22 protein-coding genes and 1 pseudogene are annotated in these 24,930 nt (G+C 58.2%); 16 read left to right on the top strand and 7 right to left on the bottom strand.

The features are described 5' to 3' along the window. Nucleotides 1–61: 61 nt before the first annotated feature. The 12 genes and pseudogenes from AB4Z23_RS17140 to AB4Z23_RS17085 all read left to right on the top strand — a co-directional run bounded on the left by AB4Z23_RS17140 (nucleotide 62) and on the right by AB4Z23_RS17085 (nucleotide 11,484). Complete coding sequence (locus tag AB4Z23_RS17140; protein ID WP_003516453.1) at nucleotides 62–694, top strand: GNAT family N-acetyltransferase; 633 nt, start codon at nucleotides 62–64, stop codon at nucleotides 692–694. Then, nucleotides 691–1,281 carry a GNAT family N-acetyltransferase gene (locus AB4Z23_RS17135; RefSeq protein ID WP_003516454.1) on the top strand — a complete coding sequence of 197 codons (591 nt, stop codon included), beginning with the start codon at nucleotides 691–693 and terminating at the stop codon, nucleotides 1,279–1,281. The genes AB4Z23_RS17140 and AB4Z23_RS17135 overlap by 4 nt, the downstream gene beginning before the upstream one ends. Before the next feature lie 168 nt (nucleotides 1,282–1,449). Next, nucleotides 1,450–2,517, top strand: coding sequence for a GTPase ObgE (gene obgE, locus AB4Z23_RS17130; protein ID WP_003516456.1), 1,068 nt, complete (start codon nucleotides 1,450–1,452; stop codon nucleotides 2,515–2,517). Then, a complete protein-coding gene (proB, locus tag AB4Z23_RS17125) occupies nucleotides 2,514–3,683 on the top strand; it encodes a glutamate 5-kinase (RefSeq protein ID WP_003516458.1) in 1,170 nt (389 codons plus the stop codon). The genes obgE and proB overlap by 4 nt, the downstream gene beginning before the upstream one ends. After that, complete coding sequence (locus AB4Z23_RS17120) at nucleotides 3,676–4,962, top strand: glutamate-5-semialdehyde dehydrogenase (protein WP_421476943.1); 1,287 nt, start codon at nucleotides 3,676–3,678, stop codon at nucleotides 4,960–4,962. The genes proB and AB4Z23_RS17120 overlap by 8 nt, the downstream gene beginning before the upstream one ends. A gap of 42 nt (nucleotides 4,963–5,004) precedes the next feature. After that, nucleotides 5,005–5,589, top strand: a complete 585-nt coding sequence (locus AB4Z23_RS17115; protein ID WP_075807713.1) for a nicotinate-nucleotide adenylyltransferase — start codon at nucleotides 5,005–5,007, stop codon at nucleotides 5,587–5,589. A gap of 94 nt (nucleotides 5,590–5,683) precedes the next feature. Continuing rightward, a pseudogene (gene rsfS, locus AB4Z23_RS17110) lies at nucleotides 5,684–6,128 on the top strand (ribosome silencing factor). A gap of 158 nt (nucleotides 6,129–6,286) precedes the next feature. After that, the gene (gene rlmH / locus AB4Z23_RS17105; RefSeq protein WP_003516464.1) at nucleotides 6,287–6,769 is read left to right on the top strand and encodes a 23S rRNA (pseudouridine(1915)-N(3))-methyltransferase RlmH; all 483 of its coding nucleotides are present in this window, start codon (nucleotides 6,287–6,289) and stop codon (nucleotides 6,767–6,769) included. 159 nt (nucleotides 6,770–6,928) lie between these two features. Then, complete coding sequence (locus AB4Z23_RS17100) at nucleotides 6,929–8,335, top strand: murein hydrolase activator EnvC family protein (protein WP_065660031.1); 1,407 nt, start codon at nucleotides 6,929–6,931, stop codon at nucleotides 8,333–8,335. Next, on the top strand, nucleotides 8,325–9,650 hold the full coding sequence (locus AB4Z23_RS17095) for a S41 family peptidase (protein ID WP_441360358.1): 1,326 nt from the start codon (nucleotides 8,325–8,327) through the stop codon (nucleotides 9,648–9,650). Before AB4Z23_RS17100 ends, AB4Z23_RS17095 begins: the two co-directional genes overlap by 11 nt. A 63-nt stretch (nucleotides 9,651–9,713) precedes the next feature. Beyond that, on the top strand, nucleotides 9,714–10,913 hold the full coding sequence (locus AB4Z23_RS17090) for a divergent polysaccharide deacetylase family protein (protein WP_025594653.1): 1,200 nt from the start codon (nucleotides 9,714–9,716) through the stop codon (nucleotides 10,911–10,913). A 58-nt stretch (nucleotides 10,914–10,971) separates the two neighbouring features. Beyond that, complete coding sequence (locus AB4Z23_RS17085; RefSeq protein WP_441360357.1) at nucleotides 10,972–11,484, top strand: RNA pyrophosphohydrolase; 513 nt, start codon at nucleotides 10,972–10,974, stop codon at nucleotides 11,482–11,484. Nucleotides 11,485–11,532: 48 nt separating this feature from the next. Here AB4Z23_RS17085 and bfr read toward each other — a convergent pair whose 3' ends face one another. The 4 genes from bfr to AB4Z23_RS17065 all read right to left on the bottom strand — a co-directional run bounded on the left by bfr (nucleotide 11,533) and on the right by AB4Z23_RS17065 (nucleotide 14,589). Continuing rightward, the gene (gene bfr, locus AB4Z23_RS17080; RefSeq protein ID WP_003516472.1) at nucleotides 11,533–12,018 is read right to left on the bottom strand and encodes a bacterioferritin; all 486 of its coding nucleotides are present in this window, start codon (nucleotides 12,016–12,018) and stop codon (nucleotides 11,533–11,535) included. Continuing rightward, nucleotides 11,984–12,295, bottom strand: coding sequence for a (2Fe-2S)-binding protein (locus tag AB4Z23_RS17075; RefSeq protein WP_013636971.1), 312 nt, complete (start codon nucleotides 12,293–12,295; stop codon nucleotides 11,984–11,986). The genes bfr and AB4Z23_RS17075 overlap by 35 nt, the downstream gene beginning before the upstream one ends. Nucleotides 12,296–12,557: 262 nt before the next feature. Beyond that, nucleotides 12,558–13,283: an acetoacetyl-CoA reductase gene (phbB, locus tag AB4Z23_RS17070; RefSeq protein ID WP_013636970.1), complete on the bottom strand. Its 726-nt coding sequence runs from the start codon at nucleotides 13,281–13,283 to the stop codon at nucleotides 12,558–12,560. Between the two features lie 127 nt (nucleotides 13,284–13,410). Next, complete coding sequence (locus tag AB4Z23_RS17065; RefSeq protein WP_421476945.1) at nucleotides 13,411–14,589, bottom strand: acetyl-CoA C-acetyltransferase; 1,179 nt, start codon at nucleotides 14,587–14,589, stop codon at nucleotides 13,411–13,413. 241 nt (nucleotides 14,590–14,830) lie between these two features. On the opposite strand from AB4Z23_RS17065, the gene phaR reads away from it, so the two are divergent. Next, nucleotides 14,831–15,406: a polyhydroxyalkanoate synthesis repressor PhaR gene (gene phaR, locus AB4Z23_RS17060; protein WP_003516476.1), complete on the top strand. Its 576-nt coding sequence runs from the start codon at nucleotides 14,831–14,833 to the stop codon at nucleotides 15,404–15,406. 51 nt (nucleotides 15,407–15,457) lie between these two features. Here the strand turns inward: phaR and AB4Z23_RS17055 are convergent, their stop codons facing one another. Further along, a complete protein-coding gene (locus AB4Z23_RS17055; protein ID WP_121556842.1) occupies nucleotides 15,458–16,834 on the bottom strand; it encodes an MFS transporter in 1,377 nt (458 codons plus the stop codon). A gap of 106 nt (nucleotides 16,835–16,940) precedes the next feature. After that, complete coding sequence (locus tag AB4Z23_RS17050; RefSeq protein ID WP_441360356.1) at nucleotides 16,941–21,701, bottom strand: NAD-glutamate dehydrogenase; 4,761 nt, start codon at nucleotides 21,699–21,701, stop codon at nucleotides 16,941–16,943. A gap of 541 nt (nucleotides 21,702–22,242) precedes the next feature. On the opposite strand from AB4Z23_RS17050, the gene AB4Z23_RS17045 reads away from it, so the two are divergent. Then, entirely contained in the window at nucleotides 22,243–22,812 is a 570-nt protein-coding gene (locus tag AB4Z23_RS17045) for a CarD family transcriptional regulator (protein WP_003492641.1), read from the top strand. A gap of 62 nt (nucleotides 22,813–22,874) precedes the next feature. Here AB4Z23_RS17045 and AB4Z23_RS17040 read toward each other — a convergent pair whose 3' ends face one another. After that, on the bottom strand, nucleotides 22,875–23,378 hold the full coding sequence (locus tag AB4Z23_RS17040; protein ID WP_041694570.1) for a L,D-transpeptidase family protein: 504 nt from the start codon (nucleotides 23,376–23,378) through the stop codon (nucleotides 22,875–22,877). 286 nt (nucleotides 23,379–23,664) lie between these two features. Between AB4Z23_RS17040 and AB4Z23_RS17035 the strand changes: the two genes are divergently transcribed. Together AB4Z23_RS17035 and AB4Z23_RS17030 are read left to right on the top strand one after the other, a co-directional pair. Then, complete coding sequence (locus tag AB4Z23_RS17035) at nucleotides 23,665–24,348, top strand: response regulator transcription factor (RefSeq protein ID WP_003492637.1); 684 nt, start codon at nucleotides 23,665–23,667, stop codon at nucleotides 24,346–24,348. Nucleotides 24,349–24,465: 117 nt separating this feature from the next. Further along, nucleotides 24,466–24,921, top strand: a complete 456-nt coding sequence (locus tag AB4Z23_RS17030) for a cyclic nucleotide-binding domain-containing protein (protein ID WP_003516486.1) — start codon at nucleotides 24,466–24,468, stop codon at nucleotides 24,919–24,921. Nucleotides 24,922–24,930 lie beyond the last annotated feature (9 nt).

The raw sequence follows: 24,930 nt of genomic DNA, 5'->3' as shown, positions 1-24,930 counted from the left end.
CAGGGGAGATGGGGTACCACCCAACTCCCCTTTTTCTTTAACCCCCAGGAGGGACTGAACCATGCAAGCTGAATTGTTGAGGGTTGACCAATCACGGTCACCCGAAGAGCGGCCGAGGCCCGATCGGTCGAGGAGCGATTGCCCCGTTTTACTGTCGCAGAGGCTGGTTTTACGCAAGCCTCACGAAGAAGACATCGACGCCCTTGCCCATCTTGCCAACAATGCCAATATCGCGACCATGGTGTCGCGTATGCCGCACCCGTACACGGCCAAAGACGCCGCGGACTTCGTGCGACGCACCAATGCTGGCGAGATCGGCAAGTGCGTCTATGCGATTACCCGCATGGACAATGGCGAGTTTCTGGGTTGCTGCGCGCTTGAACCGCAGGAAGACGAAAAGACGCTGGAAATCGGTTACTGGCTGGGGGAACCCTACTGGAACCGGGGCTACATGACCGAAGCCACGCATGCGCTGATCGACATGGCCTTCCGCACGCGTGAAATCGACCAGATCGATGCCCGCTGCCGGGTCACCAACATCCCCTCGCGCCGGGTCATCCAGAAGTGCGGTTTCCAGTTCCAGGGCTCCGGCATGGTCGGTTCGCTGGCACTGGGCGGCATGGTACCGGTAGAATGGTACAGGCTGGACCGCAAGACCTGGGTTTCGCTGAAGAGCTGGGGGGACATGGGATGAGCACGATCGAGCTTACCCGTCACCGTGCAACTGCGACGGTCGCGCCGCCCGGCCCCTGCCCGGTCATCGAGACGTCGCGTCTGGTGCTGCGTCCGCAGCGGCTTTCCGATGCCGGCAGCATTGCGGAATCGCTTGGCGATTTTGCCGTGACCAGGATGCTGGCCCGTGTTCCCGCGCCCTATCATCGACAGGATGCGCTGGAATGGCTGGTCCTGCGTACTTCAGGCACGCTGCCCGATTGGGATTTCGCCATCACAAGCGGTGACGATACACTCATCGGCGTCGTCTCGGTCGAATTGCGGCATGGCGAGTGGCATCTCGGCTACTGGCTGAACCGGTTCTACTGGGGCAAGGGTTACATGACCGAGGCGGTGGCCGCCGTGGTCGAGCGGTTCTTCCGCCGCATGCCCGGTGTGGTTCTCCATTCCGGTGTGTTTGCGGATAATCCGGCTTCGCTGCGCGTGCAGGAAAAACTGGGCTTCCGGGTGACCGGCTGCCACCAGATTTACGCCACGGCGCGTGCTGCGATGGTGGCGCATATCGATACGGCGATCACGGCTGAGGATTTCGTTCCGCAGCACGGCTGACAATCAAAACAAGGCCGGTTGCCGCAAACCGGCCTTGTCTCACGCAGGCGCCTCCCGCACGATAGTCTTTGACCTTGTGGAGAAGCGCTTGTATTCGAAACGACGATATTTTTGTTTGGCACAACGCCTTGAGCTGATGTGCCCGCAAACCGACAGAACGGCAGTCCGATGAAATTTCTCGATGAAGCAAAAATCTATATCAAGTCCGGTGATGGCGGCGCGGGCGCCGTTTCCTTCCGACGCGAAAAATTCATCGAGTTCGGCGGCCCTGATGGCGGCGATGGCGGACGCGGCGGCGACGTCTGGATCGAGGTGGTCAACGGTCTCAACACGCTGATCGACTTCCGCTTCCAGCAGCATTTCAAGGCCTCGATCGGACAGCACGGCATGGGTAAGACCCGCACCGGCGCCAAGGGTTCCGACGTGGTTCTGAAAGTGCCTGTCGGCACGCAGATTTTCGAGGAAGACAACGAGACGCTGATCGTCGACCTGACAAAGGAAGGCCAGCGTTTTCGTCTTGCCGCTGGCGGTAACGGCGGTTTCGGCAACGCCTATTTCAAGTCTTCGACCAATCAGGCGCCGACCCATGCCAATCCGGGCCTTGCGGGCGAAGAAAAGACGCTCTGGCTTCGCCTGAAGCTGATCGCTGACGCCGGTCTCGTTGGTCTGCCAAATGCAGGTAAGTCGACATTCCTCGCGACCGTGACGCGCGCGCGGCCGAAGATCGCCAATTACCCCTTCACCACGCTGCATCCGAACCTCGGCGTCGCGACCATTGACGGCCGTGAATTCGTGCTGGCCGATATTCCCGGCCTGATCGAAGGTGCGCATGAGGGTGTGGGCATCGGCGACCGTTTCCTCGGCCACGTTGAGCGCACCCGTGTGCTTCTGCATCTCGTCTCCGCGCAGGAAGAAAAGGTCGGGCAGGCCTATAAGACTGTTAAAGCCGAGCTGGATGCCTATGGCGGCGGCTTGACCGACAAGCCGGAAATCGTGGCGCTTTCGCAGATCGACGTGCTGGACGAAAAAGAACTGAAAAAGAAGGCAAAGGAACTGGAGAAGGCCTGCGGCCGTCCTCCGCTCCTTCTGTCTGCCGCTGCCCACATTGGTATGACGGAGGCGCTGCGCGCCCTTCGCGATATCATCGTCTCGGCAAGCAATGGCGGCGAGACCGCCCTTCCCGACCGCTCAATGCCTGTGGATAGCGAGGCCGAGGAAGAGGACGATCGCCTATGAGCCTCACCCGCAAACCGCTGGGTAGCCACCACCGGATCGTCATCAAGATCGGTTCGGCACTTCTGGTGGACCGGAAAAGCGGGCTCAAGAAAGATTGGCTTGACGCCATTTGCGAGGACATCGCTGCGCTGAAGAAAAACGGCGCAGATGTTCAGGTGGTGTCTTCTGGCGCCATCGCGCTCGGCCGCACGGTGCTCGGTCTGCCCTCCGGCGCATTGAAGCTGGAGGAAAGCCAGGCAGCGGCGGCCGTTGGTCAGATCGCTCTGGCGCGGGCGTGGTCGGAAAGCCTGTCGCGGCATGAGATCGTCGCTGGCCAGATTCTGCTGACGCTGTCCGACACCGAGGAGCGCCGCCGTTACCTCAATGCGCGCGCCACCATCAACCAGCTGCTGAAGATCGGTGCCATTCCGATCATCAATGAAAACGACACGGTGGCAACCACCGAAATCCGCTACGGCGACAATGACCGTCTGGCCGCCCGCGTGGCCACCATGACCGGTGCCGATCTTCTGGTATTGTTGTCTGATATTGACGGGCTTTACACGGCTCCGCCGCATCTTGATCCGGATGCGAAGTTCCTTGAGACGATTGCAGATATTACGCCCGAGATTGAGGCCATGGCAGGCGGTGCGGCTTCCGAGCTTTCACGCGGCGGCATGCGTACCAAGATCGATGCCGGCAAGATCGCGACCGCTGCCGGTTGCGGCATGATCATCGCTTCCGGCAAGACGCTCAATCCGTTGAAGGCCATCGAAAACGGCGCCCGCTCCTCGTGGTTTGCGCCATCAGGCACACCGGTGACGGCGCGAAAGACCTGGATTGCCGGTCAGTTGCAGCCGGCAGGTGAGATTCATGTGGATGCGGGTGCGGAAAAAGCGCTCTATGCCGGTAAAAGCCTGCTTCCCGCGGGCGTGCGGGTGGTGAAGGGCAATTTTGGACGCGGCGATGCGATTGCCATTATCGGCGTTGAAGGCCGAGAGGTCGCGCGCGGCCTTGCAGGCTACGATGCGGAAGAGGCGCGTCTTATCATCGGTCACAAGTCCAACGAGATCGAGGCGATACTTGGCTATGTGGGGCGTGCGGCGATGATCCATCGCGACGATCTGGTAATGACGGGTGCCGCCGTGAAAGTTAAAAATACTGAAAAGGATGAGGTCCATGCCTGAACAGGCCGTGAAGCAGAGCCATGATATTGATGCACTGATGATGACCATCGGTGCACAGGCAAAATCTGCTTCGCGACCGTTGTCCATCGCAGGTACGGATCAGAAAAACCGTGCGCTTCTCGCCATGGCGTCCGCCATCGAGGCGTCGAGGGAAACGATCCTTGCCGCCAACAGGAAAGATCTGGCGGCGGCGGATAATAGCGGCCTTGCCGCTTCCTTCATCGACAGGCTTACGCTTGACGATGCGCGGATCGCCGGCATCGCCGAAGGCATCCGCTCGGTTGCCGCGCTGCCTGATCCGGTTGGCGAAGTTATTGCCGCCTGGGATCGCCCGAACGGTCTGAAGATCGAGCGCGTGCGCACGCCGCTTGGCGTCATCGGCGTGATTTACGAAAGCCGCCCGAATGTGACGGCAGATGCCGGCGCGCTCTGCCTCAAGGCGGGCAATGCGGTCATCCTGCGCGGCGGCTCGGATTCGCAACATTCATCGCGTGCTATCCATGCCTGTCTCGTCGAGGGCCTGAAGATTGCCGGCCTTCCCGAGCATGCCATTCAGCTGGTGCCGGTCACCGACCGCGCTGCCGTGGGCGCGCTTCTTGGTGGATTGAATGGCGCGGTTGACGTGATTGTGCCGCGCGGCGGCAAAAGCCTGGTTGCGCGGGTGCAGTCTGAGGCACGGGTTCCGGTCTTTGCGCATCTGGAAGGTATTTGCCATATCTATGTCGACGGATCGGCCGATCTCGAGATGGCGAAACGCATCGTCGTGAATGCCAAGATGCGCCGCACCGGCATTTGCGGCGCGGCGGAAACGCTGCTGGTGGATGCCGCTGTTGTTGCCACACATCTTGAACCGCTCGTCAAGGGCCTGATCGAGGCCGGTTGTGAAGTGCGCGGTTCGCAGGCCGTGCGTAATGTTGTCGAGGGCTTGAAAGCCGCAACGGAAGATGACTGGCGCACCGAATATCTCGATGCGATCATTTCGGTTGCTGTCGTGGACGGTATTTCCGGCGCGATCGACCACATCAGCACCTATTCGTCCAACCACACGGAGGCGGTGATCGCCGAGGACCCAGCGGTGGTCGAGCGTTTCTTCAACGAACTCGATTCGGCCATTCTGCTGCATAACGCTTCCACGCAATTTGCCGATGGCGGTGAATTCGGAATGGGTGCGGAAATCGGCATCGCTACGGGCAAGATGCATGCACGCGGCCCTGTTGGTGTCGAGCAGCTCACGTCGTTCAAATACCGCGTGCATGGCACCGGTCAGACGCGGACCTGATAGTTGCTGGTCGAAACACGCCTCGACAGACGTTATCTCACCATGCCGCATGCGGAGCGCGGCATGGTCGTCGGGCTGTTCGGCGGCTCCTTCAATCCGCCGCATGCCGGCCATGCCCTTGTTGCCGAAATAGCGCTTCGCAGGCTGGGTCTAGACCAGCTCTGGTGGATGGTGACGCCAGGCAATCCGCTGAAAAGCCGCTCGGAACTGGCGTCTCTGGAGGATCGTATCGCTGCCTGCGAAAGGCTGGTCAGCGATCCCCGCATCAAGGTGACGGCTTTTGAAAAATCGCTGGGGATCAGCTACACGGCCAATACGCTTGCCAAGGTGAAAGCAAAAAATCCGCATGTTCGCTTCATCTGGATCATGGGAGCCGACAATCTGAAAAGCTTCCATCGCTGGCAACAATGGCGAAGGATTGCCGAGACCTTTCCGATTGCGGTGATCGACCGGCCGGGTTCCACCCTCTCCTACCTCTCCTCCACTATGGCGCAGGCCTATAGCCAGGCGCGGATCGATGAGGATGATGCGGGTGTTTTGTGGAAAAAAAAGGCGCCTGCCTGGGTCTTTATCCATGGTCCGCGTTCGACGCTCAGTTCGACGGCGCTCCGCAATAATCACAAATGATGTATGCGACAGCCGTTGAAGGCTCCATATCTTGAAAAGTTAATGCTTTGGTGCCACCTTAATCTGGTGACGCACAGATTCGCGTCGCCAGTGCCTGTTTTGTCATTCTTGGAAAGGGAAAACCTCTGACAACAGTACACGCCAAGGGAAGAGCATTTGTTGCTATCCCGAAGGGTCAGGACAGTGGCGCCGATGCCGCCGACCACGCCCTCGAAACCGTCCTCGCGAGCCTCGAGGACTCCAAGGCTGAAGATATCGTATCTCTCGACATTGCCGGAAAATCGGCGCTTGCGGACTACATGGTGGTGGTCTCCGGGCGATCGAACAGGCATGTCTCGGCGATCTGCGAGCATCTTCTCAAGGATATGAAGGATGAAGGGTTTGGAAGCGCCCGCGTCGAAGGTCTCGAGACCGGAGATTGGGTGCTGATCGATACCGGCGATATCATCGTTCATGTGTTCCGTCCGGAAATCCGTGTCTTCTACAACATTGAAAAAATGTGGGCGACGCCGGAAATGCCGGAAGACACGCTGCATTGATGCGGTGAGCCTTTGACGTCGCACATCGGGCCTCCCGAATATCATTTTTGATTTCGGGTCGATGTGTGTGGTCGGAAAGCAAGCCGGCCGCATAGGAATCCGTAGGCTATGCTGTTAAGAGCGTGACCCTGTTGGGTCACGATGGATGCAGGTTTGCGATGCGGATTTCGATTTTTGCGGTGGGACGGCTGAAATCCGGCCCGGAAAAGGATCTTGCGACCCGTTATATCGAACGCCTTGCCAAGACCGGCCCGGCGATCGGGCTGGAGTTTTCGCGCGTGATTGAGGTCGCGGAAAGCCGGGCATCGAACGCGGAGACGCGCAAGCGCGAAGAAGCGGCGATGCTGGAAAAACATCTGGCTGATGGTACCGTGCTCGTGCTGCTGGACGAGCGCGGCAAGGCGCTGGATAGTCCGGCCTTTGCCTCATTTTTTGGCGATCTGCGTGATAGCGGCAAGCGCGACCTCGTGATCGCGATTGGTGGCGCCGACGGGCTAGATCCTGCACTTTACGACAGAGCGGCGGCCGTTCTTAATCTCGGCAAGCTCACATGGCCGCACCAGATCGTTCGTATTCTGATCGCCGAACAGCTTTACCGCGCCGTCACCATCCTCTCCGGTCATCCCTATCATCGCGTTTGAGCGTGATCTTCATGTGGAAAATTGTCTCAATTTCAACATGAAGCTTCGCGAGACGGAAAGGCGTGAAGGCTTTGAAGCCAGCCTGTTTCTGGCCTCTTGGAAGATTGGGGCAAAATCCCTAATATCGGCGCTCCTGCTTCGGCATCAAAGAAAGTTCAAATGGACAAGAGGTCTCAACGAAAACGCCACGCTGCCCTTGCGGGCGCGGTTTTCGCTGTCCTTGTCCTGGGGATTTCCCCCGTTGAACGCGCCTTTTCGCGCGATGATGCGGGTGCTGCGCCTGCTGGTGAGGGTGATTCGTCGCCGGAGGCGCTTCAGACGCTGGAAAAGCGCCGTGATCAGAACCGCCAGGATTTGGAAGAGCTGGTCGACAGCATCGGACTTTCGGAAGACAAGACCCGAAATCTCGAGGAAAGCATTGCTTCCCTTAATCAGGATAGCGCCCGTATCCGCGACGAGCTGATAGCGTCTGCTGCGCGCCGCAAGGCACTGGAAACCAAGATCAGCGATGGCGAGGATCGTCTGGCCAAGCTTTCGGTCCGCGAAGATGGCGTCAAGGCATCCCTGCGCGAGAGGCGTGGCGTGCTGGCGGAGGTTCTGGCGGCGCTGCAGCGTATGGGCAGAAACCCTCCCCCCGCCCTTCTCGTTTCGCCTGATGATGCGCTGGCCTCGGTGCGCAGCGCCATTCTTCTCGGCGCCGTCGTGCCCGGCATTCGCGGTGAGACCGACAAGCTGGTTTCTGCTCTCAAAGAATTGACCGACGTCAGGCAGGCAATCGCTCGCGAAAAGGACGATCTTACGGGTATGATGACGGCAAGTCTGGAAGAGGAAAAACGCCTCGACCTGCTGCTTGCTGAAAACGACCGCAGAAATTCGCAGACGGCCGCGGCGCTGGAGGCGGAACGCAAGCGATCCGAGGAGCTTGCAAGCAAGGCGACCAGCCTGGAGGGTCTGGTCGGTTCGCTTGAAAGTGAGATCAGTTCGGTGCGGGAAGCCATGGAAAGGGCGCGTGCGGAAGAGCAGCGCGTGGCCCGTCTTTCCGAAGCGGAACGTGAGAAGGAGCGTGCCGCAGCCGAGGCGGGAATGCCCGATAAAAACCGTATTGCGCCCGCATATCCCTTCGCGAGTTTGAAGGCAAAGCTGGACCTGCCGGTGGCTGGAGATGTGTTGCGCCGGTTCGGCGATGCGGATGGTACGGGCCACTTTTCCAAGGGAATTGTCGTCGCGACCGGACCTGAGGCCATCGTGACGGCACCCGCAGACGGCTTTGTTGTATTTGCCGGAGATTTTCGCAGTTACGGCCGAATGATCATCCTCAATACGGGTGACGGATACCATGTGGTCATGACGGGAATGGACAATGTGAGGACACGACAGGGAATGTTTGTGTTCTCCGGAGAGCCAATCGCCTCCATGGGTGCAAAAAGAGTAGCGAGTGCAGCAGCATTGGCGCTGGAAACCGACCGGCCAACGCTCTACATTGAGTTCAGGAAAGATGGTGTGCCGGTTGATTCCCAACCTTGGTGGACCGCAAAAAATACCGGAAGGGCGCACAATGATTCGTAAGGTTTCGCTTCTCCTTATCGGTGGGCTTATGGGCGCCACGGCGATGAGTGTGATTTATTCGGCGAGCATGCCGGCACAGGCGGCCGGGCCTTCGACCTATAAGGAACTGTCAATCTTTGGCGACGTGTTCGAAAGGGTGCGTGCGCAATATGTGACGCCGCCGGATGACGAGAAGCTGGTCGAAAATGCCATCAACGGCATGCTCAGCTCGCTTGATCCGCATTCGAGCTTCATGAATGCCAAGGACGCCAACGACATGCGCACCCAGACCAAGGGTGAGTTCGGCGGTCTCGGCATTGAAGTGACCATGGAAAATGAACTGGTCAAAGTCATCTCGCCGATGGACGACACGCCGGCTTCGCGCGCAGGCATTCTTGCTGGCGACTATATTTCGGAAATCGACGGTATGCCGGTTCGCGGTCTGAAGCTGGAGCAGGCGGTCGAGAAGATGCGCGGCGCGGTCAAGACGCCGATCAAGCTGACGATCATCCGCCAGGGCGCCGACAAACCGCTCGAATTCACCGTCATGCGTGATGTCATTGCCGTACGTGCGGTCAAGTCCCGTGTCGAGGGCGATGTCGGTTATCTCCGCGTCATCTCATTTACCGAGAAGACCTATGACGATCTCGAAAAGGCGATCAAGAAGATCAAGACGGATGTGCCGGCTGACAAGCTGAAGGGCTACGTGCTCGATCTGCGTCTCAACCCCGGTGGTCTGCTCGATCAGGCGATCAATGTTTCCGACGCCTTCCTCCAGCGTGGCGAAGTCGTTTCGACCCGTGGCCGTAACCCGGACGAGACCCGTCGCTTCAATGCAACGGCTGGCGATCTGACCGATGGCAAGCCGGTTATCGTGCTCATCAACGGTGGCTCTGCTTCGGCGTCTGAAATCGTCGCCGGTGCGCTGCAGGATCTGCGTCGCGCGACTGTGGTCGGCACGCGCTCCTTCGGTAAGGGCTCGGTCCAGACGATCATCCCGCTCGGCGAGGCCGGCGCGCTGCGTCTGACCACGGCGCTTTATTACACACCGTCTGGCAAATCGATCCAAGGCACGGGCATTACGCCTGATATCAAGGTCGAACAGCCGCTGCCGCCGGAATTGCAGGGCCGTGTTACGACCGAAGGTGAATCCAGCCTGACCGGCCATATAAAGGGCCAGAGCGAAACGGACGAAGGTTCGGGTTCTTCCGCTTACGTTCCGCCGGAAGCCAAGGACGATATCCAGCTGAATTATGCGCTGGATCTGTTGCGCGGTGCCAAGACCGATCCGTCGTTCCCGCCGAACCCGGACAAGGCTGTGGTCAACAAGCAGTAAGATGGATGCGCCGGCCAGCCGGCGCATTTTCTCGATTGCCTAACCGTTTGGACGGATCGTTCATTGCCTTCTGACCTGCGAAAACCGCTTCTGGGTCGACAGAAAAAAAGCGCCGGTATCAACCGGCGCTTTTCCGTCATTATGGTTCTGTCCGCGCTTGCAGTTCTGACGATCGGCGGGCTTTCCGTCTATACGGCCCTGTCGCCCGGCAATCTGCAGAAGACGGCTTCCGGGCCGGACACCCAGCCCCAGCTCCCCGAAGATGCTCCGAAAACAGCAGCAGCCGATGTGGCGGATCCCAACGACACGGCTGGTCTGAAGCCGGAAAGCGGCCGCTCCGGCGCCAATATAAATCGGGCGACGATGCCGGATGGCAATGTGGTATCGGTCTATTCTCCTCGCCCCCGTGACAGCGACGGACCGGTGCTGATGAGCGGCCAGACCTACGGTCAGGATCCGCGCATGGCCACGCGGCCGAATGATGCATTGCTGGAAGAAACCGCATTCGGCAGATTGCCCGTCGTCGGTGCCGATGGTTTGCGGCCGATGGAGCAATATGCCCGGCCATGGTCCGGCGCACGCGGCACCCGGGTGGCGATCGTGGTCGGTGGTCTCGGCCTCAGCCAGACGGGTTCGCAAAAGGCGATCCGGGAACTGCCGCCGGAGGTGACGCTCGGTTTTGCTGCAAGCGGCAACAGCCTGCAGCGCTGGATGCAGGAAGCACGCCGTGAGGGGCATGAAATCCTTCTCCAGATACCGCTGGAGCCCTTCGGGTATCCCGGCACCAATCCCGGCCCGGACACGCTGCTGGCGGGCGATCCCGCGAAGGTCAATATCGACCGGCTGCATCGCTCCATGGCGAAAATTACCAATTATACTGGCATCATGAATTATCTCGGCGGGCGTTTCCTTTCCGAGCAGGCGGCGCTGGAGCCGGTCATGCGCGATATCGGCAAGCGCGGGCTGCTTTTTCTGGACGATGCCTCTTCGGCGCAGTCGCTGAGCGGCGGGATTGCCAAAGCCATTTCCGCGCCGCAGGGCTTTGCCGATGTTCTGCTTGACGGTGAGGTCACCGAAGCCACTATCCTGCGCAAGCTGGACGAATTGGAGCGGATCGCGCGACGTAACGGTCAGGCGATTGGCGTTGCCTCGGCTTTTGACGAAAGCATCGCTGCAATCTCGAAGTGGTCGCGGGAGGCGGGCGGCCGCGGTATCGAGATCGTTGGTGTTTCTGCGCTTGTTTCGCAGCAGGCGGGGCAGTAAACCTTCTGCGCGGCCATTCCTTAGCGCCTTTTCGGCGCGCAGACAGTGCGGGTTTCCAATGACAATCAAAGCAGAAGATTTGCCTTACCGTCCCTGTGCGGGGATTATGGTTCTGAACGCCGAAGGCCTTGTCTGGGCCGGCCGGCGCATCAGGGAAGGCAATTCGGAATATGACGGTTCATCGCAATTGTGGCAGATGCCGCAGGGCGGCATCGATGACGGTGAACGGCCTTTGACGGCCGCCATTCGCGAACTTTACGAAGAGACGGGGATGAAAACGGTGACGTTGCTGGCGGAAGCGAGCGACTGGATCCATTATGATCTGCCGCCCGAACTGATCGGCATCGGCCTGAGAGGCAAGTATCGCGGGCAGGCGCAACGCTGGTTTGCCTTCCGTTTCGATGGCGACGAAAGCGAAATCCAGATTGACCCACCTCCAACAGGGCATACGGCTGAATTCGACGCCTGGGACTGGAAGCCGATGGAAAGCCTGCCGGAGCTCATCGTGCCCTTCAAGCGCGCGGTCTACGAGAAAGTGGTTGCGGAATTCCGGCACCTTGCCGGCAAGTAATAAAAAAGGCGGCCACTGGCCGCCTTTTCTTTGGTCGATTGCGAAAGCTTATTCTGCTTCGTTGGCGGAATCGGCGTTGAGTTGGCCGTATTTTTCCGCACCGATCTTGCCGAGCAGTTCGAGCTGGGTCTCAAGGAAGTCGATGTGACCTTCCTCGTCGATCAGCAGTGCTTCGAACAGCTTCATCGAGACATAGTCTCCGGCCTCGGAACAGATGTCGCGCGATTTCTTGTAGGACGTCCGTGCGTCATATTCGCCCGCCAGATCGGCTTCGAGCACTTCCTTGACGTTCTGACCGATGCGCAGGGGAGCCAGGGTCTGGAGGTTGGGATGACCTTCCAGGAAAATGATACGATCGATGATCTTGTCGGCGTGCTGCATCTCTTCGATGGATTCCGCACGCTCCTTCTTTGCAAGCTTGGTGTAGCCCCAGTCATTCAGAAGTCGGTAGTGAAGCCAATACTGGTTTACCGCACCGAGTTCTAGAAAAAGGGCTTCGTTAAGCCGCTCGATGACTCTTGTGTCGCCTTTCAATGTCCGCTCTCCTGTTCTCTTCATGGAATCGCTTCAAGCGGGACATAAAATCAAAAACATCTGCTTCCGTCGAGTGGCGACGGGCGTGATATTCTTCGGTTGTCTGTATGATCAGGTCGACGACAGTCGGGAAACACCCGCAGCAGCGGCCACGTTTTTCCATGGCATGATACACTTTTGCCGGAACGATAAGCTGCCAACAGTCCTCATCGAGGAGCTCGTTAATGACGTCCCGGATATCGTGGTCGGTGATGTAATTGCAGCTGCAAACCAGCATGATCGACTGCCTGTATGACGCAACACGTTGTTTTCGTTCTTAAACCAAAACAGGACACCCACTGTCAAGAAAAACCTCCGAGGATATCCGAAAGTGAACTCTGGATTCATTCTAAACTATACGAAAACTGTCGTATTTTCATTAGTTTAGCAGTTCCTATATTGCGGTATTTTTCGATCAAGTTTTTGTGCGTGGCGATATTATCAGGGCGGATATCACGAAAAGTTTACCTGCTTCCTTCCCGTTAGAAGGGGTCCCGATCTCAGGCGAAATATTGTCCGCCATTTGCGGTCATCGTGGAGCCGGTTATGAAACCAGCCTCGTCCGACACGAGAAAAAGGACGCAGCGCGCGATTTCTTCCGGTTCGCCTAGGCGCCCGACCGGGATTTGCGGCACAATCCGCTCGGCCAGCACTTTCTCCGGTATAGCCCTCACCATCTCCGTGCCGATGTAACCGGGGCAGATGGCGTTGACGGTAATGTTGCGGCTTGCGCCTTCCTGGGCGAGCGCCTTGGTAAAGCCGATATCGCCAGCCTTTGAGGCTGAATAGTTGACCTGGCCCGCCTGGCCCTTCTGGCCATTGATGGAGGAAATATTGACGATGCGACCGAAGCCGCGGTCGCGCATACCCGGCCAGACGGGATGCGTCATGTTGAAGACGCCGGTGAGGTTGGTGTCGATCACCTCGCGCCATTGCTGCGGTGTCATCTTGTGAAACATCGCATCGCGGGTGATGCCGGCATTGTTGACGAGAACCTCGACGGGGCCGAAGGCCTCTTCAACCTGGGCTATGCCTTTTACGCAGGCATCATAGTCTCGCACGTCCCATTGAAACGCGGGGATGCCGGTTTCTTTCTGGAAGGCCTCTGCCCTATCGGTCGTGAAGGCGTAATTGACGGCCACCTGGTAGCCGGCTGCCTGCAAGGCGCGGGCTATTGCTGCGCCTATGCCGCTTGTCCCGCCCGAAATCAACGCAACCCGGCTCATATGGCCTCCATTTCCTGAACTGTTTTAGCCGTGCTCAACGGCCACAGAAATGCGGCCAATGGGAGACCGCTTCTACCCTATTGGCCGCTGAACCGGAATTGCTTTTTGGAAGGCCGCAAGGCGGTTTTCAGAGCGCCTCGATGCACATGGCAACACCCATGCCGCCGCCGATGCAGAGCGTCGCGAGGCCCTTCGATACGTTGCGACGGCGCATCTCGAAAATCAGCGTGTTCAGCACACGGGCGCCGGATGCGCCAATCGGATGGCCGATGGCGATCGCACCGCCATTGACGTTGACGATATCAGGATCAAGACCAAGCTCACGCACGACAGCGCAGGACTGGGCGGCAAAGGCTTCGTTGGCCTCAACGAGGCCGATATCGCCGATCGACCAGCCTGCCTTGGCCAGCGCCTTGCGTGAGGCGGGGATGGGGCCGGTTCCCATGATCTGCGGATCGACACCCGCCGTCGCCCAGGAGGCGATGCGCGCCAGCGGTTTGATACCGCGCTTTGCCGCTTCCTGCTCCGACATCAAAAGTGTGGCAGCCGCGCCATCATTGAGGCCGGAGGCGTTACCGGCCGTTACCGTGCCCTCCTTATCGAAGGCGGGGCGCAGCTTTGCCATGGTTTCCAGCGAGACGCCGGTACGGATATGTTCGTCAGCATCGATGATAATATCTGCCTTGCGGCCCTTGACCGTGAAAGCCACGATCTCATCTGCAAAACGGCCGGCGCTCTGCGCGGCTTCGGCCTTGTTTTGCGATGCGACAGCGAACTGGTCCTGTTCATCACGGGAAAGCTGCCATTGCCGGGCGATGTTCTCGGCGGTTATGCCCATGTGGTAGCCGTAAAAGGCATCCGTCAGGCCGTCTTTCAGCATGGTGTCAATCATCTTGAAATCGCCCATCTTCACGCCACCGCGCAAATGGGCGCAATGCGGCGCCATGGACATGGATTCCTGACCGCCGGCAATGATGATGGCCGCATCGCCGGTAACGATCTGCTGCATGCCGAGTGCGACGGCGCGCAGGCCGGAACCGCATAGCTGATTGATGCCGAAGGCGGTTGCTTCCTGCGGAATGCCGGCTTTCATCGCCGCCTGGCGCGCCGGGTTCTGCCCTTCGCCTGCCGTCAACACCTGACCGAGGATGACCTCATCGATCTCATGGGCTGCGACACCGGCGCGCTCCAGGACGGCGTTGATGACGGTTGCCCCAAGCTCGTGGGCGGGCGTATTGGCAAAGCCACCATTGAAAGAACCGACGGCAGTGCGCGCAGCGCTGGCAATCACGATTGAAGGCGTCATCTGTTTCTCCTCACTTGCGGGCGGAAACTGGCAAAGCTTTGAATACAAGTCAAATGCCGAAAGTTGCTTTAAAAGATGTTGCTAAATCAAGCCGGAATCTTGCGGAAAATTGCTGCGCAAAAAACAAACTGTTGCGATGCACAAAACATTTGTCACGGGGCTTGTTTTGCGCATACACTTCGCGCGGGAAGAGCAATAACACCAAAAAACAAGAAAATACCATCATCGCGAGGAGGCGGGCATGGCAAAACACGACGGCGAAACAATCATTAAAAAATATGCCAACCGGCGGCTCTACAACACCGGAACCAGCACCTATGTGACGCTGGATGATCTGGCGCAGATGGTTAAACGCGGCGAGGACTTCAAGGTTCAGGACGCTAAATCATCCGAAGACATCACCCATGCGGTTCTGACGCAGATCATTGTTGAACAGGAAGCCAAAACCGGCAATACGCTTTTGCCAACGGCGTTTCTGCGGCAGTTGATCTCCTATTACGGTGACCAGATGCAGATGGTCGTTCCTACATTTCTCGAACATTCGATGAAAACCTTTTCCGATCAGCAGAGCCAGATGCAGGAGCATATGGCCAAGGCGTTCGGTGACGGGTCGCTTGCCCGGAATTTCCAGGCTCCATTGCAAATGATGGAAGAGCAGATCCGCCGCAATACCGAACTGTTCCGGCAGGCAATGCAGGGGTTCACACCTTTTGCAATGCCGCAGGCGCCCAAGGAAACGCGCAAGCCGAATGCATCCGAAATCGATGAGCTGAAGTCGCAGCTGCGCGCATTGCAGCAAAAGCTCGACCAGCTCTGACGGAGGCTTGAGCATTTCGGGTGAGACCCCTCAAATGCTCTCTCCGGTTCTTCAGTTTGCCGCCCGTTCCGGGACGCGTAGCAACAGAACAAACCCCAACCCCAGAAAAACGATGAGGGTGGCCATGCCGATATGTGCGGAGCCACTAAGGTAGGTTGCTATTGAAAAGGACAGCGTCGCCATGAAACTGGTGGCGCGGCCCGATAGCGCATAGATGCCGAAATAGCGTCCCGCCTCGGCAATGGTGATGTTGCGCGCCAGATAGGAACGCGACGAGGCCTGAACCGGACCGAAGGCGAGGCCAATCAATATGCCATAGAGCAGATAGGCCTTTTCCGCGCCGGTTGCGAAGATGCCGCCATTATCCGCTGTCGGCAATTGGATCCAGCCAAACAGTGTCGAGGCCTTTTCTGTCGAGACGATGCCGACCGTCGCGATGAGCAGAAGAACCAGGCTGATGAGGATGGTGATCCGCGAGCCAAGTTTCTGATCGACGCGCCCGGCCGCAAAGCAACCCACGATGGCGACGACGTTGAGCAGGATGCCGAAGAGGCCGATTTCCATCGTCGCCCAGCCGAACATTCCCGCCGCAAATACCCCACCCAGGATGAGCACGCCGTTGACGCCGTCCTGATAAAGCATACGTGCAATCAGGAACCGCAACAGGACGGGTCTGTCTCGAAGTTCGCGCAGGGTTGTCTTGAGCTCCGCAAGGCCAGAGCGGATCGCCGCTCCGAAGGGTAGGCCTCTGTCCGCATCCGGGGTCAGCAGAAACATCGGCAGAATGAAGAGCAAATACCAGATTGCGGCTATTGGGCCGGTTATTCTGGCGTCCTCGCCGGTTGCGGGATCGAGACCGAAAAGCGGCTTGATACCGGCGATAGTCAGCCCTGTCTTTGAATTTGCGGCCAGAAGCGTCACCACGGCAATCAGCACCACCATGCCGCCGAGATAACCGAGCCCCCAGGCGAGATTGGAAATGCGTCCGACATTCTGCGGATTGGTCAGTCGCGGCATCATGGAATCGTTGAAGACGATCGAAAACTCCGCCGCGATGGATGCGAATATCATGCAGACGATGGGCAGGATGATCGGCGAACCCGGTGCTGCAAACCAGAGGAATAAAAGACTGACGATCTTGATGGCGGCAAAAAAGGCGATCCACGGTTTGCGCGCGCCGGACTGGTCGGCAATGGAGCCGAGGATGGGCGAGAAGAGGGCGATGATGATCGAGGAGACCGTCGCCATGTTGCTCCATGTCGCCTGCGCCGAAATAGGATCATCGGTGAGGCGGGCGACAAAGTAGGGTCCGAAAACGAAGGTCGTAACGACCGTGAAAAAGGGCTGTGCCGCCCAATCGAACATGACCCAGCCCCAGATGCCGCGTTTGGCAACCACTGTTTCCGCATTTGGGGAGGGGACAGTCATTCATCGTCCTATCGGATATGGGGGATAAAATGCGTGATGCCGGCGCAAACGCTTCATTTATGGCCATCCGGGCCAGTCACCCGGATGGCGTTTGTCGAATGGTCGATCAGCGCGTCTGAACGATATCACCAAGCAGCCCCGCCGCCACTGTCAGGCGGGCGAGGTTGGTATCGCCGCTTTCGCTCAGTGCACCGAGTTCCGAGACGATGCGATTGACGCGCACGCGGTCGGCCGCATACCAGGCCTGAACCGGGTCCTTTTCCTTCGCATACTCGGTGAGGGCCGAGATGACGATCCGGCGTCTCGACAAGGCGATCTGGTCCTGGCTGCGAAGAAGAGCCAGGCTCTCGTAGTGATCGGCCGGCGTGATGCGCTGGCTGGCATCCAGCAGCCGCGCGACACGGAAGGTCGAGGAGACCGTGGCGTAGCTTTCGGCGGCGCGGGCAAGCGTCGTGCCCGCATTTTCGGCGATACGCATGATCTCTGGCACATAGACCAGCAGGGAAAGCGTATCCAGCTCCTCCAGAAGGCCAGAGGGAACACCGTCGATTTCCGTGACCCCAAGCTCGCGGCGATATTTCGCCGCTGCCGGCGATAGCGTCTTGATGGCAGTTTTCAGGCGCTCGATTTCGGTTGCCATGTCGCTCGTTCCAGCGCCCACGCTCCCGGTTTGCAGATAAAGCCTGCTTGCATCGGAGTAGATGCGGGTGATCGTGGCATAAAGTCCGTTCTGGACTTCTCCGCCGATCTTTCCGTCAAGCGCGTCGACCTCGCTCCAAAGACGTTTGAGGCCGAAACCATCCTCCACGATCACCGCTGCCTTGACGACATCGGCCGACAGGAGGCCGCTCGCATCGGCGAGTTTCTGCACGAAGCCAGGGCCGCCGCGGTTTACCACGGCATTGGCGAGCGCTGTCGCAACGATTTCGCGGTGCAGGCGATGCGCCTTGATATCGTCTGCATAGTTCTTCTGCATCTTGGCCGGGAAATAGTCTGCGAGCAGATGCTGGAGATAGGGTTCGTCGGGCAGCGGGCTTGCCACCAGAGCGTCGAACAGCGTCAGCTTGGCATAGGAAAGCAGCACGCCGATTTCCGGCCGGGTCAGCGGCTTGCCGGTGGCATATCTTTCGCTGAGCTCGGCATTGCTCGGCAAGGTTTCGACCTTGCGGTTCAGTTGGCCGGTTGCCTCCAGCGCGCTCATCAGGCGGCCGAGTTCTTCCCGGTTTGCAAGCCCAAGCCGCTCCGTCAGCGAGATTGCCAGCGATTGCAGGTAGTTGTTGCGCAGCACCAGCTGCGCCACTTCCGGCGTCATGGAGGCAAGAAGCTGGTTGCGCTTCGGCATCGTCAGGCGACCGCTATTGACCGCGGAGGCGAGGGCGATCTTGATATTGACCTCGACGTCGGAGGAATTCACGCCGGCCGAGTTGTCGATGGCGTCGGAATTGCAACGCCCACCCGCCAGCGCATAGGCGATACGGCCCTTCTGGGTAATGCCGAGATTGGCGCCTTCGCCGATGACCTTGGCGCGCAGCTCGGTGGCGTTGACGCGGATGGGGTCGTTCGCCCTGTCACCCACCTCGGCGTTGGTTTCCACCGCCGCCTTGATATAGGTGCCGATGCCGCCGAACCACAGAAGATCGGTTGGCGCCTTCAGAATGGCGGTCATGATCTCGAAGGGTGTAGCAACGGATTTGTCGATGCCGATGGCAGCGACGGCTTCCGGCGTCAGCGTTACCGATTTTTCGGAACGCGAGATGATCATTGCGCCTTTAGAGAGCGTCGAACGGTCGTAATCCTGCCAGCTTGAGCGTGGCAATTCGAAAAGCCGCTTGCGCTCAGCGAAGGATTTGTCGGTATCGGGATCCGGATCGATGAAGATGTCGCGATGATCGAAGGCTGCGATCAGCCTGATCTTTTCCGACAGCAACATGCCGTTGCCGAAAACGTCGCCGGACATGTCGCCGACACCCGCCACTGTGAAGGGCGTGGTCTGGATGTCGGTGTCCATTTCGCGGAAATGACGCTTTACCGTTTCCCAGGCGCCGCGCGCGGTGATGCCCATCTTCTTGTGGTCGTAACCGGCGGAACCACCCGATGCAAAGGCATCGTCCAGCCAGAAGCCGGCGTCGTGGGCGAGGCCGTTTGCCGTATCGGAGAATGTCGCTGTCCCCTTATCGGCGGCGACGACGAAATAGGGATCGTCACCATCAAGCCGCAACGTATCGGCCGGCGGTACGACGGCGTCGTCGACGATATTGTCGGTGATGGACAGAAGAGTGCGGATATAGGTCTTATAGGCTTCACGGCCTGCATTGAAGACCTCGTCGCGGGAGCCGCCAACAGGCAGGTTCTTCGGGAAAAAGCCGCCCTTGGCGCCAACGGGAACGATCACCGCATTCTTGACCTGCTGCGCCTTGACGAGACCGAGCACTTCCGTGCGGTAATCCTGGCCGCGATCCGACCAGCGCAGACCGCCGCGCGCCACTTTGCCAAAGCGCAGATGCACGCCTTCTACTTCGGTTCCGTAGACGAAGATTTCGCGGAAAGGACGTGGATCGGGCAGGCCGTCCAGATGTTTGGGATCGAACTTGAACGCCAACAGGTCACGCGGCGTACCATCTGTGTTTTTCTGGAAGTAGTTGGTACGAAGCGTGGCGTCGATGGCGTTGACATAACGCCGCAAGGTGCGGTCTTCGTCGAGATTGGGAACACCGCTCAATGCCGCTTCGATCGTCTTGTGCATCTCCGCCAGTTTCTTCAGCCGCTTCTTCTCGTCGATGGAAGGATCGAAGCCAGCCTTGAACAGCGCGAAAATATTCCGTGAAATGGCCGGATATTTAAAGAGCGTTTCGGAAATATGCTCCTGGGAATAAACGATTCCGGTCTGGCGCAGATAACGGGCATAGGCGCGCAGGACGGACACTTCGCGCACGGTAAGGCCGCAGGCGAGGATCAGCCGGTTGAAGTTGTCATTATCGACCTTGCCCGAGAAGGCAGCAAGGAATGCTTCTTCGAGTTTCTGTCCGTATTGCGGCAGATCCAGCGTCACGCCCTTGCCGACGGCGAGTTCCATATCATGCAGCACGATATCGCGCTTGTCGCCATCCGAGATGACACCGATGTCGAAGGTGCGCTCACTGATGACGTTGAAACCGAGGTTTTCCAGCAGCGGCACACGGCGCGACAGTGGCAGATGGCCATCCCGATGGAAGATCTTCAGCGACAGCGTCTCAGCTGACTGGCCTTCCTGCTGGTAAAATTCGATGCGGACCTGCTCACCCTTCACGGTGGCCAGAATATCCGCCATGTCGCCAATCGCCTCTTCCGGCGTGAAGGCTTCCTGATAGGCCTGATCCACCTCCAGCACCGGTGCACCCGGTTCGGAAAGGGCAACGAAATGGTCTATCCAGCGTGCTGCGATATCGCTGACGGCATCCTCCAGCTTGTCCTGCGCGATACGCGGCGTCTTGCCTTCCGTGCGGCCGACGATGAAATGGACGCGGGCGACAGCGCCTTCGGGGAAGGCCGGGTAATAGGCGGAAATATGCCCGTCATAGACCTTGCTCAGATAGTCGCCGATCTTCTCGCGCACATAGGAATTGTATTCCTCGCGCGGCACGAAGATGATGGCCGAGACGAAGCGGTCGAAACGGTCGATACGTGCGAGGACGCGCACGCGTGGCCGGTCGCTCAGTTCCATGATTTGCTCGATGAAGCGGATCAGAAGATCCGTTTCGATCTGGAAGAGATCGTCGCGCGGATAGGCTTCCAGCGTGTTCTGCAGAATGCGGCCGGAGTGGCTGTTCGGATCAAAACCGAAATGCCGCTCGACATCCGCAATTTTGGCACGTAGCAGCGGGATGTGCTTTACCGAACGCGTATAGGCGGTGGCGGTGAAAAGGCCGACGATGCGCAATTCACCGATGACATTGCCATCCTCGTCGAAGCGCTTGATGCCGATATAATCCATATAAGCGCGGCGATGCACGATGGACTTCACATTTGCCTTGGTGACGATGAGGAAATCCGGACCGTCGAGGAAGGCGAGGATTTCAGGCGTCGTCGTCACGGCGTCCTTGCCAAGGCGCAGCACGCGCACATCCGGATCGCTCAAACTGCCGAGGCCGACGCCGTCACCTCGTTCGATTTTCGCGTTCTTTCCCGTTCCGGAATAGGTGTAGTCGCGCATGCCGAGGAAGGTGAAATTGTCGTTTCGAAGCCAGTTGAGAAACTCGACGGCTTCCGCGCGCTCGGTCTTGCGCCGCGAGGAGCCGCGTTTTGACAATTCGTCTAGGGCTTCGTCGAGTTTCGACAGCATGGGCCGCCAGTCTCTGTAGGCGGACTGAACCTGCGCCAGCACGAAACGCAATCTTTCTTCCAGCGCCGTTGCGGCTTGCTGGGTCAGTGGGGCGATGTGCAGCTGGATGAGGCTGATATTCCCGGCGGGATCGTCATCAGGCTCCGCAAGGCGATAACCCGCCTGCGCCGTTGCATCCGGCACCAGAATGGGGTGGACCGCGAGATAGAGGCCGCGATAGCTGCTTGTGACCTCACCCATGACGGAATCGTAGAGGAAGGGCATATTGCGGCCGATAATCGTCAGAACCGTTACCGGAATATCTCGCGGGGTGACGCCCTCCACCTGGGCGATGCTGATATGGGGCGCGTCTCCAGTCCAGCGCGAAAGAGCCTCGAAACTGTGCGCCGCGCTTGCGGCCAACATTTCGGCGGAATAATATTCTATGTCGTCGGCGCTTGCTCTTCCATAGAGTATACCCGGATCAAGAAACGGCGCGTTTTCGGCAATTGCCTGCTGTCGTGCTTTTTCGATCTGTTTTTCGCGTTTTGGATTATTTCTGTAGCCCATTTGATGTGGATTCCTCCAAAAATCACACTTTAACGTAAAAAAGCACCGTCAATTTGCGGATTTTGCCTTTTCATTCGAATCGGATATTGGCGTGTAATTACGAAGAGTTTAAGAGGCTTTCGTGTTTCTTCAGTTGGGAAGTGAAATTTTTTTGCTTCTTATACGGTAGGGACCGGTTACGAAGCATTTGACAGTATTCCGGTAGCCCATTTATAGGTGGTTCTTTGGCCGCCATGTGATGTTGCGGCCACGGTCGAAGCAAATTATTGATTTGTGCCTATTTTTGTGGTACACCAACGATACTGATCCACAGCGTGGCATTTGTGTGCCCAAAAACACCACGAAAGCAACACCTCTTTTGCACGCGGTTTCCGTGACATATCGAGCGTTTACGTTATCGAAGCCCGCAATGCGGGAAGGTGTGTTTTTGCGTGCACGGCTGGACCAGTGCGGAGTCACCTGACGGTTCCCCCGTCTCATCAGGGCCTGACCGACCCAACCCCGGCGTTGCCGGGTATGTAACAGGGAGTTTTTAGAACGAATGACGACCCAGCAGAAGAAATCTCCAGCACATCACGGTTTCAAAACCGGTGAAGCGATTGTGTATCCCGCTCATGGTGTCGGTACCATTTCTGCCATCGAGGAACAAGAAGTTGCCGGCATGAAGCTTGAGCTTTTTGTCATCGATTTCGAAAAAGACAAGATGCGTCTTAAAGTTCCCGTCGCTAAAGCCGTGAGCATCGGCATGCGCAAGCTTTCCGAAGGCGATTTTGTCGAGCGGGCGCTGAAAGTGGTGCAGGGCAAGGCGCGTGTGAAGCGTACCATGTGGTCGCGCCGCGCCCAGGAATATGATGCGAAAATCAATTCCGGCGATCTTATCGCGATTGCTGAAGTTGTGCGCGATCTTTACCGTGCGGAAAACCAGCCGGAGCAGTCCTATTCCGAGCGTCAGCTTTACGAAGCTGCTCTTGATCGCATGGCGCGCGAAATTGCTGCTGTCAACAAGATGTCTGAAACCGAGGCTGTTCGCCTGGTGGAAGTCAACCTTGCCAAGGGTCCGAAGCGCGGCAAGGCCGTCGAAGAGGACGATTCTCAGGAAGAAGCCGCGTAATCACCGGCTTTCTCCTTTTTTAAAAAAACCCGCCAAGAATGGCGGGTTTTTTTGTGCCTGATCTACAGGATGCGAATTTTCGTACCCTTGCGCATATGAGGCAGAATGCGCCTCATGTCGCGGGGATGGAGAGCGACGCAGCCGGCGGTCGGCTCATATCCCGGGCGGATCATGTGCATGAAGATTGCCGAACCGCGGTTCCGACTTCTCGACGTGATGTTCCAATCGAGCACGAGGCAAACGTCATAAAGGCCGTCCTTTCGCATCATCTCCTCGTGGCTCAGTGCGAAAGGGGACTTGACCAACCTGTTGTAACTGGCGCTGCGTGGCTCGTCGCACCAAAGCATGGATTGCTGCGTTCGTTGCATCGGCAATGTCGTGGCGATGGCGGGGTTACGGTCGCCGCGATAAAATCCGTGCAGCAGGCGCGTGACGGAAATCGGTGACTTTCCATCTCCCTCGCGTTTGAGCACGGTGCGGCCGTTGCGCCCGATCGCTGCGGGAAAGGTGAGATGCCCGAGCTGAACGATGGCCCGGCTTATTTTCAAAGGCGCCGGCCGAACCATGAGCGTCGATGCGCGTTTATGTTGCTTTACGGACTGTCTGCTCATGTTTTTCACGAGATTTTGCTTTGCAGGTTATCTAACGTGAAGTCATAGCACTTCGTAATATCATGGCAATGGGTTGACCTTTTATCGGCAAACCGCTGAATTGGCTGACAATTAGAGCGCCGTGCCTTATTTCGCAGGCACAATGGATGCTCTAACTCTTTTAAACTACGCATTGCGCTTTCCGAAAATCAACGGCGATTTTTGGGCCGATGCGCTAAAGTAAGAAAGGCTGAGAATCCGAATGACGGCTCGCACTATCCTTTTGGTGGACGACGACGACGATCTTCGGGAGACGCTGACTGAGCAACTATCTCCCTATGAGGAATTCTCGCTTCTGAGCGGCGCAAACGCTGCGCAGGCGATGCAGACCGCAAAGACTGCCCAGGTCGATCTTCTGATCATGGATGTCGGTCTTCCTGACATGGATGGCCGCGAGGCGGTGAAGCTGCTGCGCAAGGGTGGCTTCAAGGCACCGATCATCATGCTGACCGGGCACGATACCGATTCCGACACTATTCTCGGTCTCGAAGCGGGCGCCAATGATTATGTGACGAAGCCATTCCGCTTCGCCGTCCTTCTGGCCCGCATCCGGGCGCAGCTGCGTCAATACGAGCAGAGCGAAGATGCGGTTTTCACCGTTGGCCCCTATCAGTTCAAACCCAGCCAGAAGCTGCTGACGACTGAAGACGGCAAAAAAATCCGGCTGACGGAAAAGGAAGCGGCGATCATCCGTTATCTGTACCGCGCCGGGAGCGCCGTCGTTACCCGCGACGTCTTGCTGGAAGAGGTCTGGGGTTATAATTCGGGAGTGACGACGCATACGCTCGAAACGCATGTGTATCGTCTGCGCCAGAAGATCGAGCGAGACCCCTCCAATGCCGAAATTCTGGTGACAGAGAACGGCGGATACAAGATCGTTCCCTGAACGAACGCCCTTTCTGCGTTCGAAAGGACGCAGAATATTCTAACATCTTGTATTTTGAAGGCCGATATCCGAAAACCGCTATAGTGGTGCAGGCGGTTTTCTGGAGTAGCAATCGACATGGCCTTGACGGATGACATCATGCTTCTGGGGCAAGTGCCGTTGTTTGCCGGCTTCAGCGACGATCAGTTGCGGCTGATCGCCTTCGGCGCGGAACGCCGCCGCGTGGCGGCGGGTCAGACTTTGTTCCGGGAACATTCCCCGGCCGAGTGCGCCTTTGCGGTGACGTCAGGCCATTTCGAGCTATTTACGGCCGGGCGGGATGGAAAACCCGCGTTGCAGGCGACACCGGGCAAGGGGGCGCTGCTTTCGGAGCTGGCGCTTTTCACGCTCTGTGAGAGGAAGTTCACCGCCATTGCCGCGGAGGATTCCGAGGTCATCCGGATAACGCGCATTCTCTTTCACCGGCTGGTGGAGGAGTTTCCCGAGGTTGCCGATATCGTGTCGGCACGCATTCGCGATAACATCGCCGCACTCGCGGCGGGCGCGGCCCGTTTGCAGAACCGCTTCTCCTGATTTTAAAGA

The organism is Agrobacterium sp. MCAB5 (assembly GCF_052114365.1).
Lineage (GTDB): Bacteria > Pseudomonadota > Alphaproteobacteria > Rhizobiales > Rhizobiaceae > Agrobacterium > Agrobacterium tumefaciens.
This window is presented reverse-complemented; position numbering and strand designations above follow the sequence as displayed.

Bases quoted from the DNA above. Each gene is read 5' to 3' on its own strand.
- AB4Z23_RS17075 (WP_013636971.1), bottom strand. From the start codon at position 12,295: ATGCTGGTTTGCAGCTGCAATTACATCACCGACCACGATATCCGGGAC.
- proB (WP_003516458.1), top strand. From the start codon at position 2,514: ATGAGCCTCACCCGCAAACCGCTGGGTAGCCACCACCGGATCGTCATC.
- phaR (WP_003516476.1), top strand. From the start codon at position 14,831: ATGGCAAAACACGACGGCGAAACAATCATTAAAAAATATGCCAACCGG.
- AB4Z23_RS17030 (WP_003516486.1), top strand. From the start codon at position 24,466: ATGGCCTTGACGGATGACATCATGCTTCTGGGGCAAGTGCCGTTGTTT.
- phbB (WP_013636970.1), bottom strand. From the start codon at position 13,283: ATGAGCCGGGTTGCGTTGATTTCGGGCGGGACAAGCGGCATAGGCGCA.
- rlmH (WP_003516464.1), top strand. From the start codon at position 6,287: ATGCGGATTTCGATTTTTGCGGTGGGACGGCTGAAATCCGGCCCGGAA.
- AB4Z23_RS17050 (WP_441360356.1), bottom strand. From the start codon at position 21,701: ATGGGCTACAGAAATAATCCAAAACGCGAAAAACAGATCGAAAAAGCA.
- AB4Z23_RS17100 (WP_065660031.1), top strand. From the start codon at position 6,929: ATGGACAAGAGGTCTCAACGAAAACGCCACGCTGCCCTTGCGGGCGCG.
- AB4Z23_RS17140 (WP_003516453.1), top strand. From the start codon at position 62: ATGCAAGCTGAATTGTTGAGGGTTGACCAATCACGGTCACCCGAAGAG.
- obgE (WP_003516456.1), top strand. From the start codon at position 1,450: ATGAAATTTCTCGATGAAGCAAAAATCTATATCAAGTCCGGTGATGGC.
- AB4Z23_RS17095 (WP_441360358.1), top strand. From the start codon at position 8,325: ATGATTCGTAAGGTTTCGCTTCTCCTTATCGGTGGGCTTATGGGCGCC.
- AB4Z23_RS17035 (WP_003492637.1), top strand. From the start codon at position 23,665: ATGACGGCTCGCACTATCCTTTTGGTGGACGACGACGACGATCTTCGG.
- AB4Z23_RS17085 (WP_441360357.1), top strand. From the start codon at position 10,972: ATGACAATCAAAGCAGAAGATTTGCCTTACCGTCCCTGTGCGGGGATT.
- AB4Z23_RS17115 (WP_075807713.1), top strand. From the start codon at position 5,005: ATGCCGCATGCGGAGCGCGGCATGGTCGTCGGGCTGTTCGGCGGCTCC.
- AB4Z23_RS17045 (WP_003492641.1), top strand. From the start codon at position 22,243: ATGACGACCCAGCAGAAGAAATCTCCAGCACATCACGGTTTCAAAACC.
- AB4Z23_RS17120 (WP_421476943.1), top strand. From the start codon at position 3,676: ATGCCTGAACAGGCCGTGAAGCAGAGCCATGATATTGATGCACTGATG.
- AB4Z23_RS17040 (WP_041694570.1), bottom strand. From the start codon at position 23,378: ATGGTTCGGCCGGCGCCTTTGAAAATAAGCCGGGCCATCGTTCAGCTC.
- AB4Z23_RS17135 (WP_003516454.1), top strand. From the start codon at position 691: ATGAGCACGATCGAGCTTACCCGTCACCGTGCAACTGCGACGGTCGCG.
- AB4Z23_RS17055 (WP_121556842.1), bottom strand. From the start codon at position 16,834: ATGACTGTCCCCTCCCCAAATGCGGAAACAGTGGTTGCCAAACGCGGC.
- AB4Z23_RS17065 (WP_421476945.1), bottom strand. From the start codon at position 14,589: ATGACGCCTTCAATCGTGATTGCCAGCGCTGCGCGCACTGCCGTCGGT.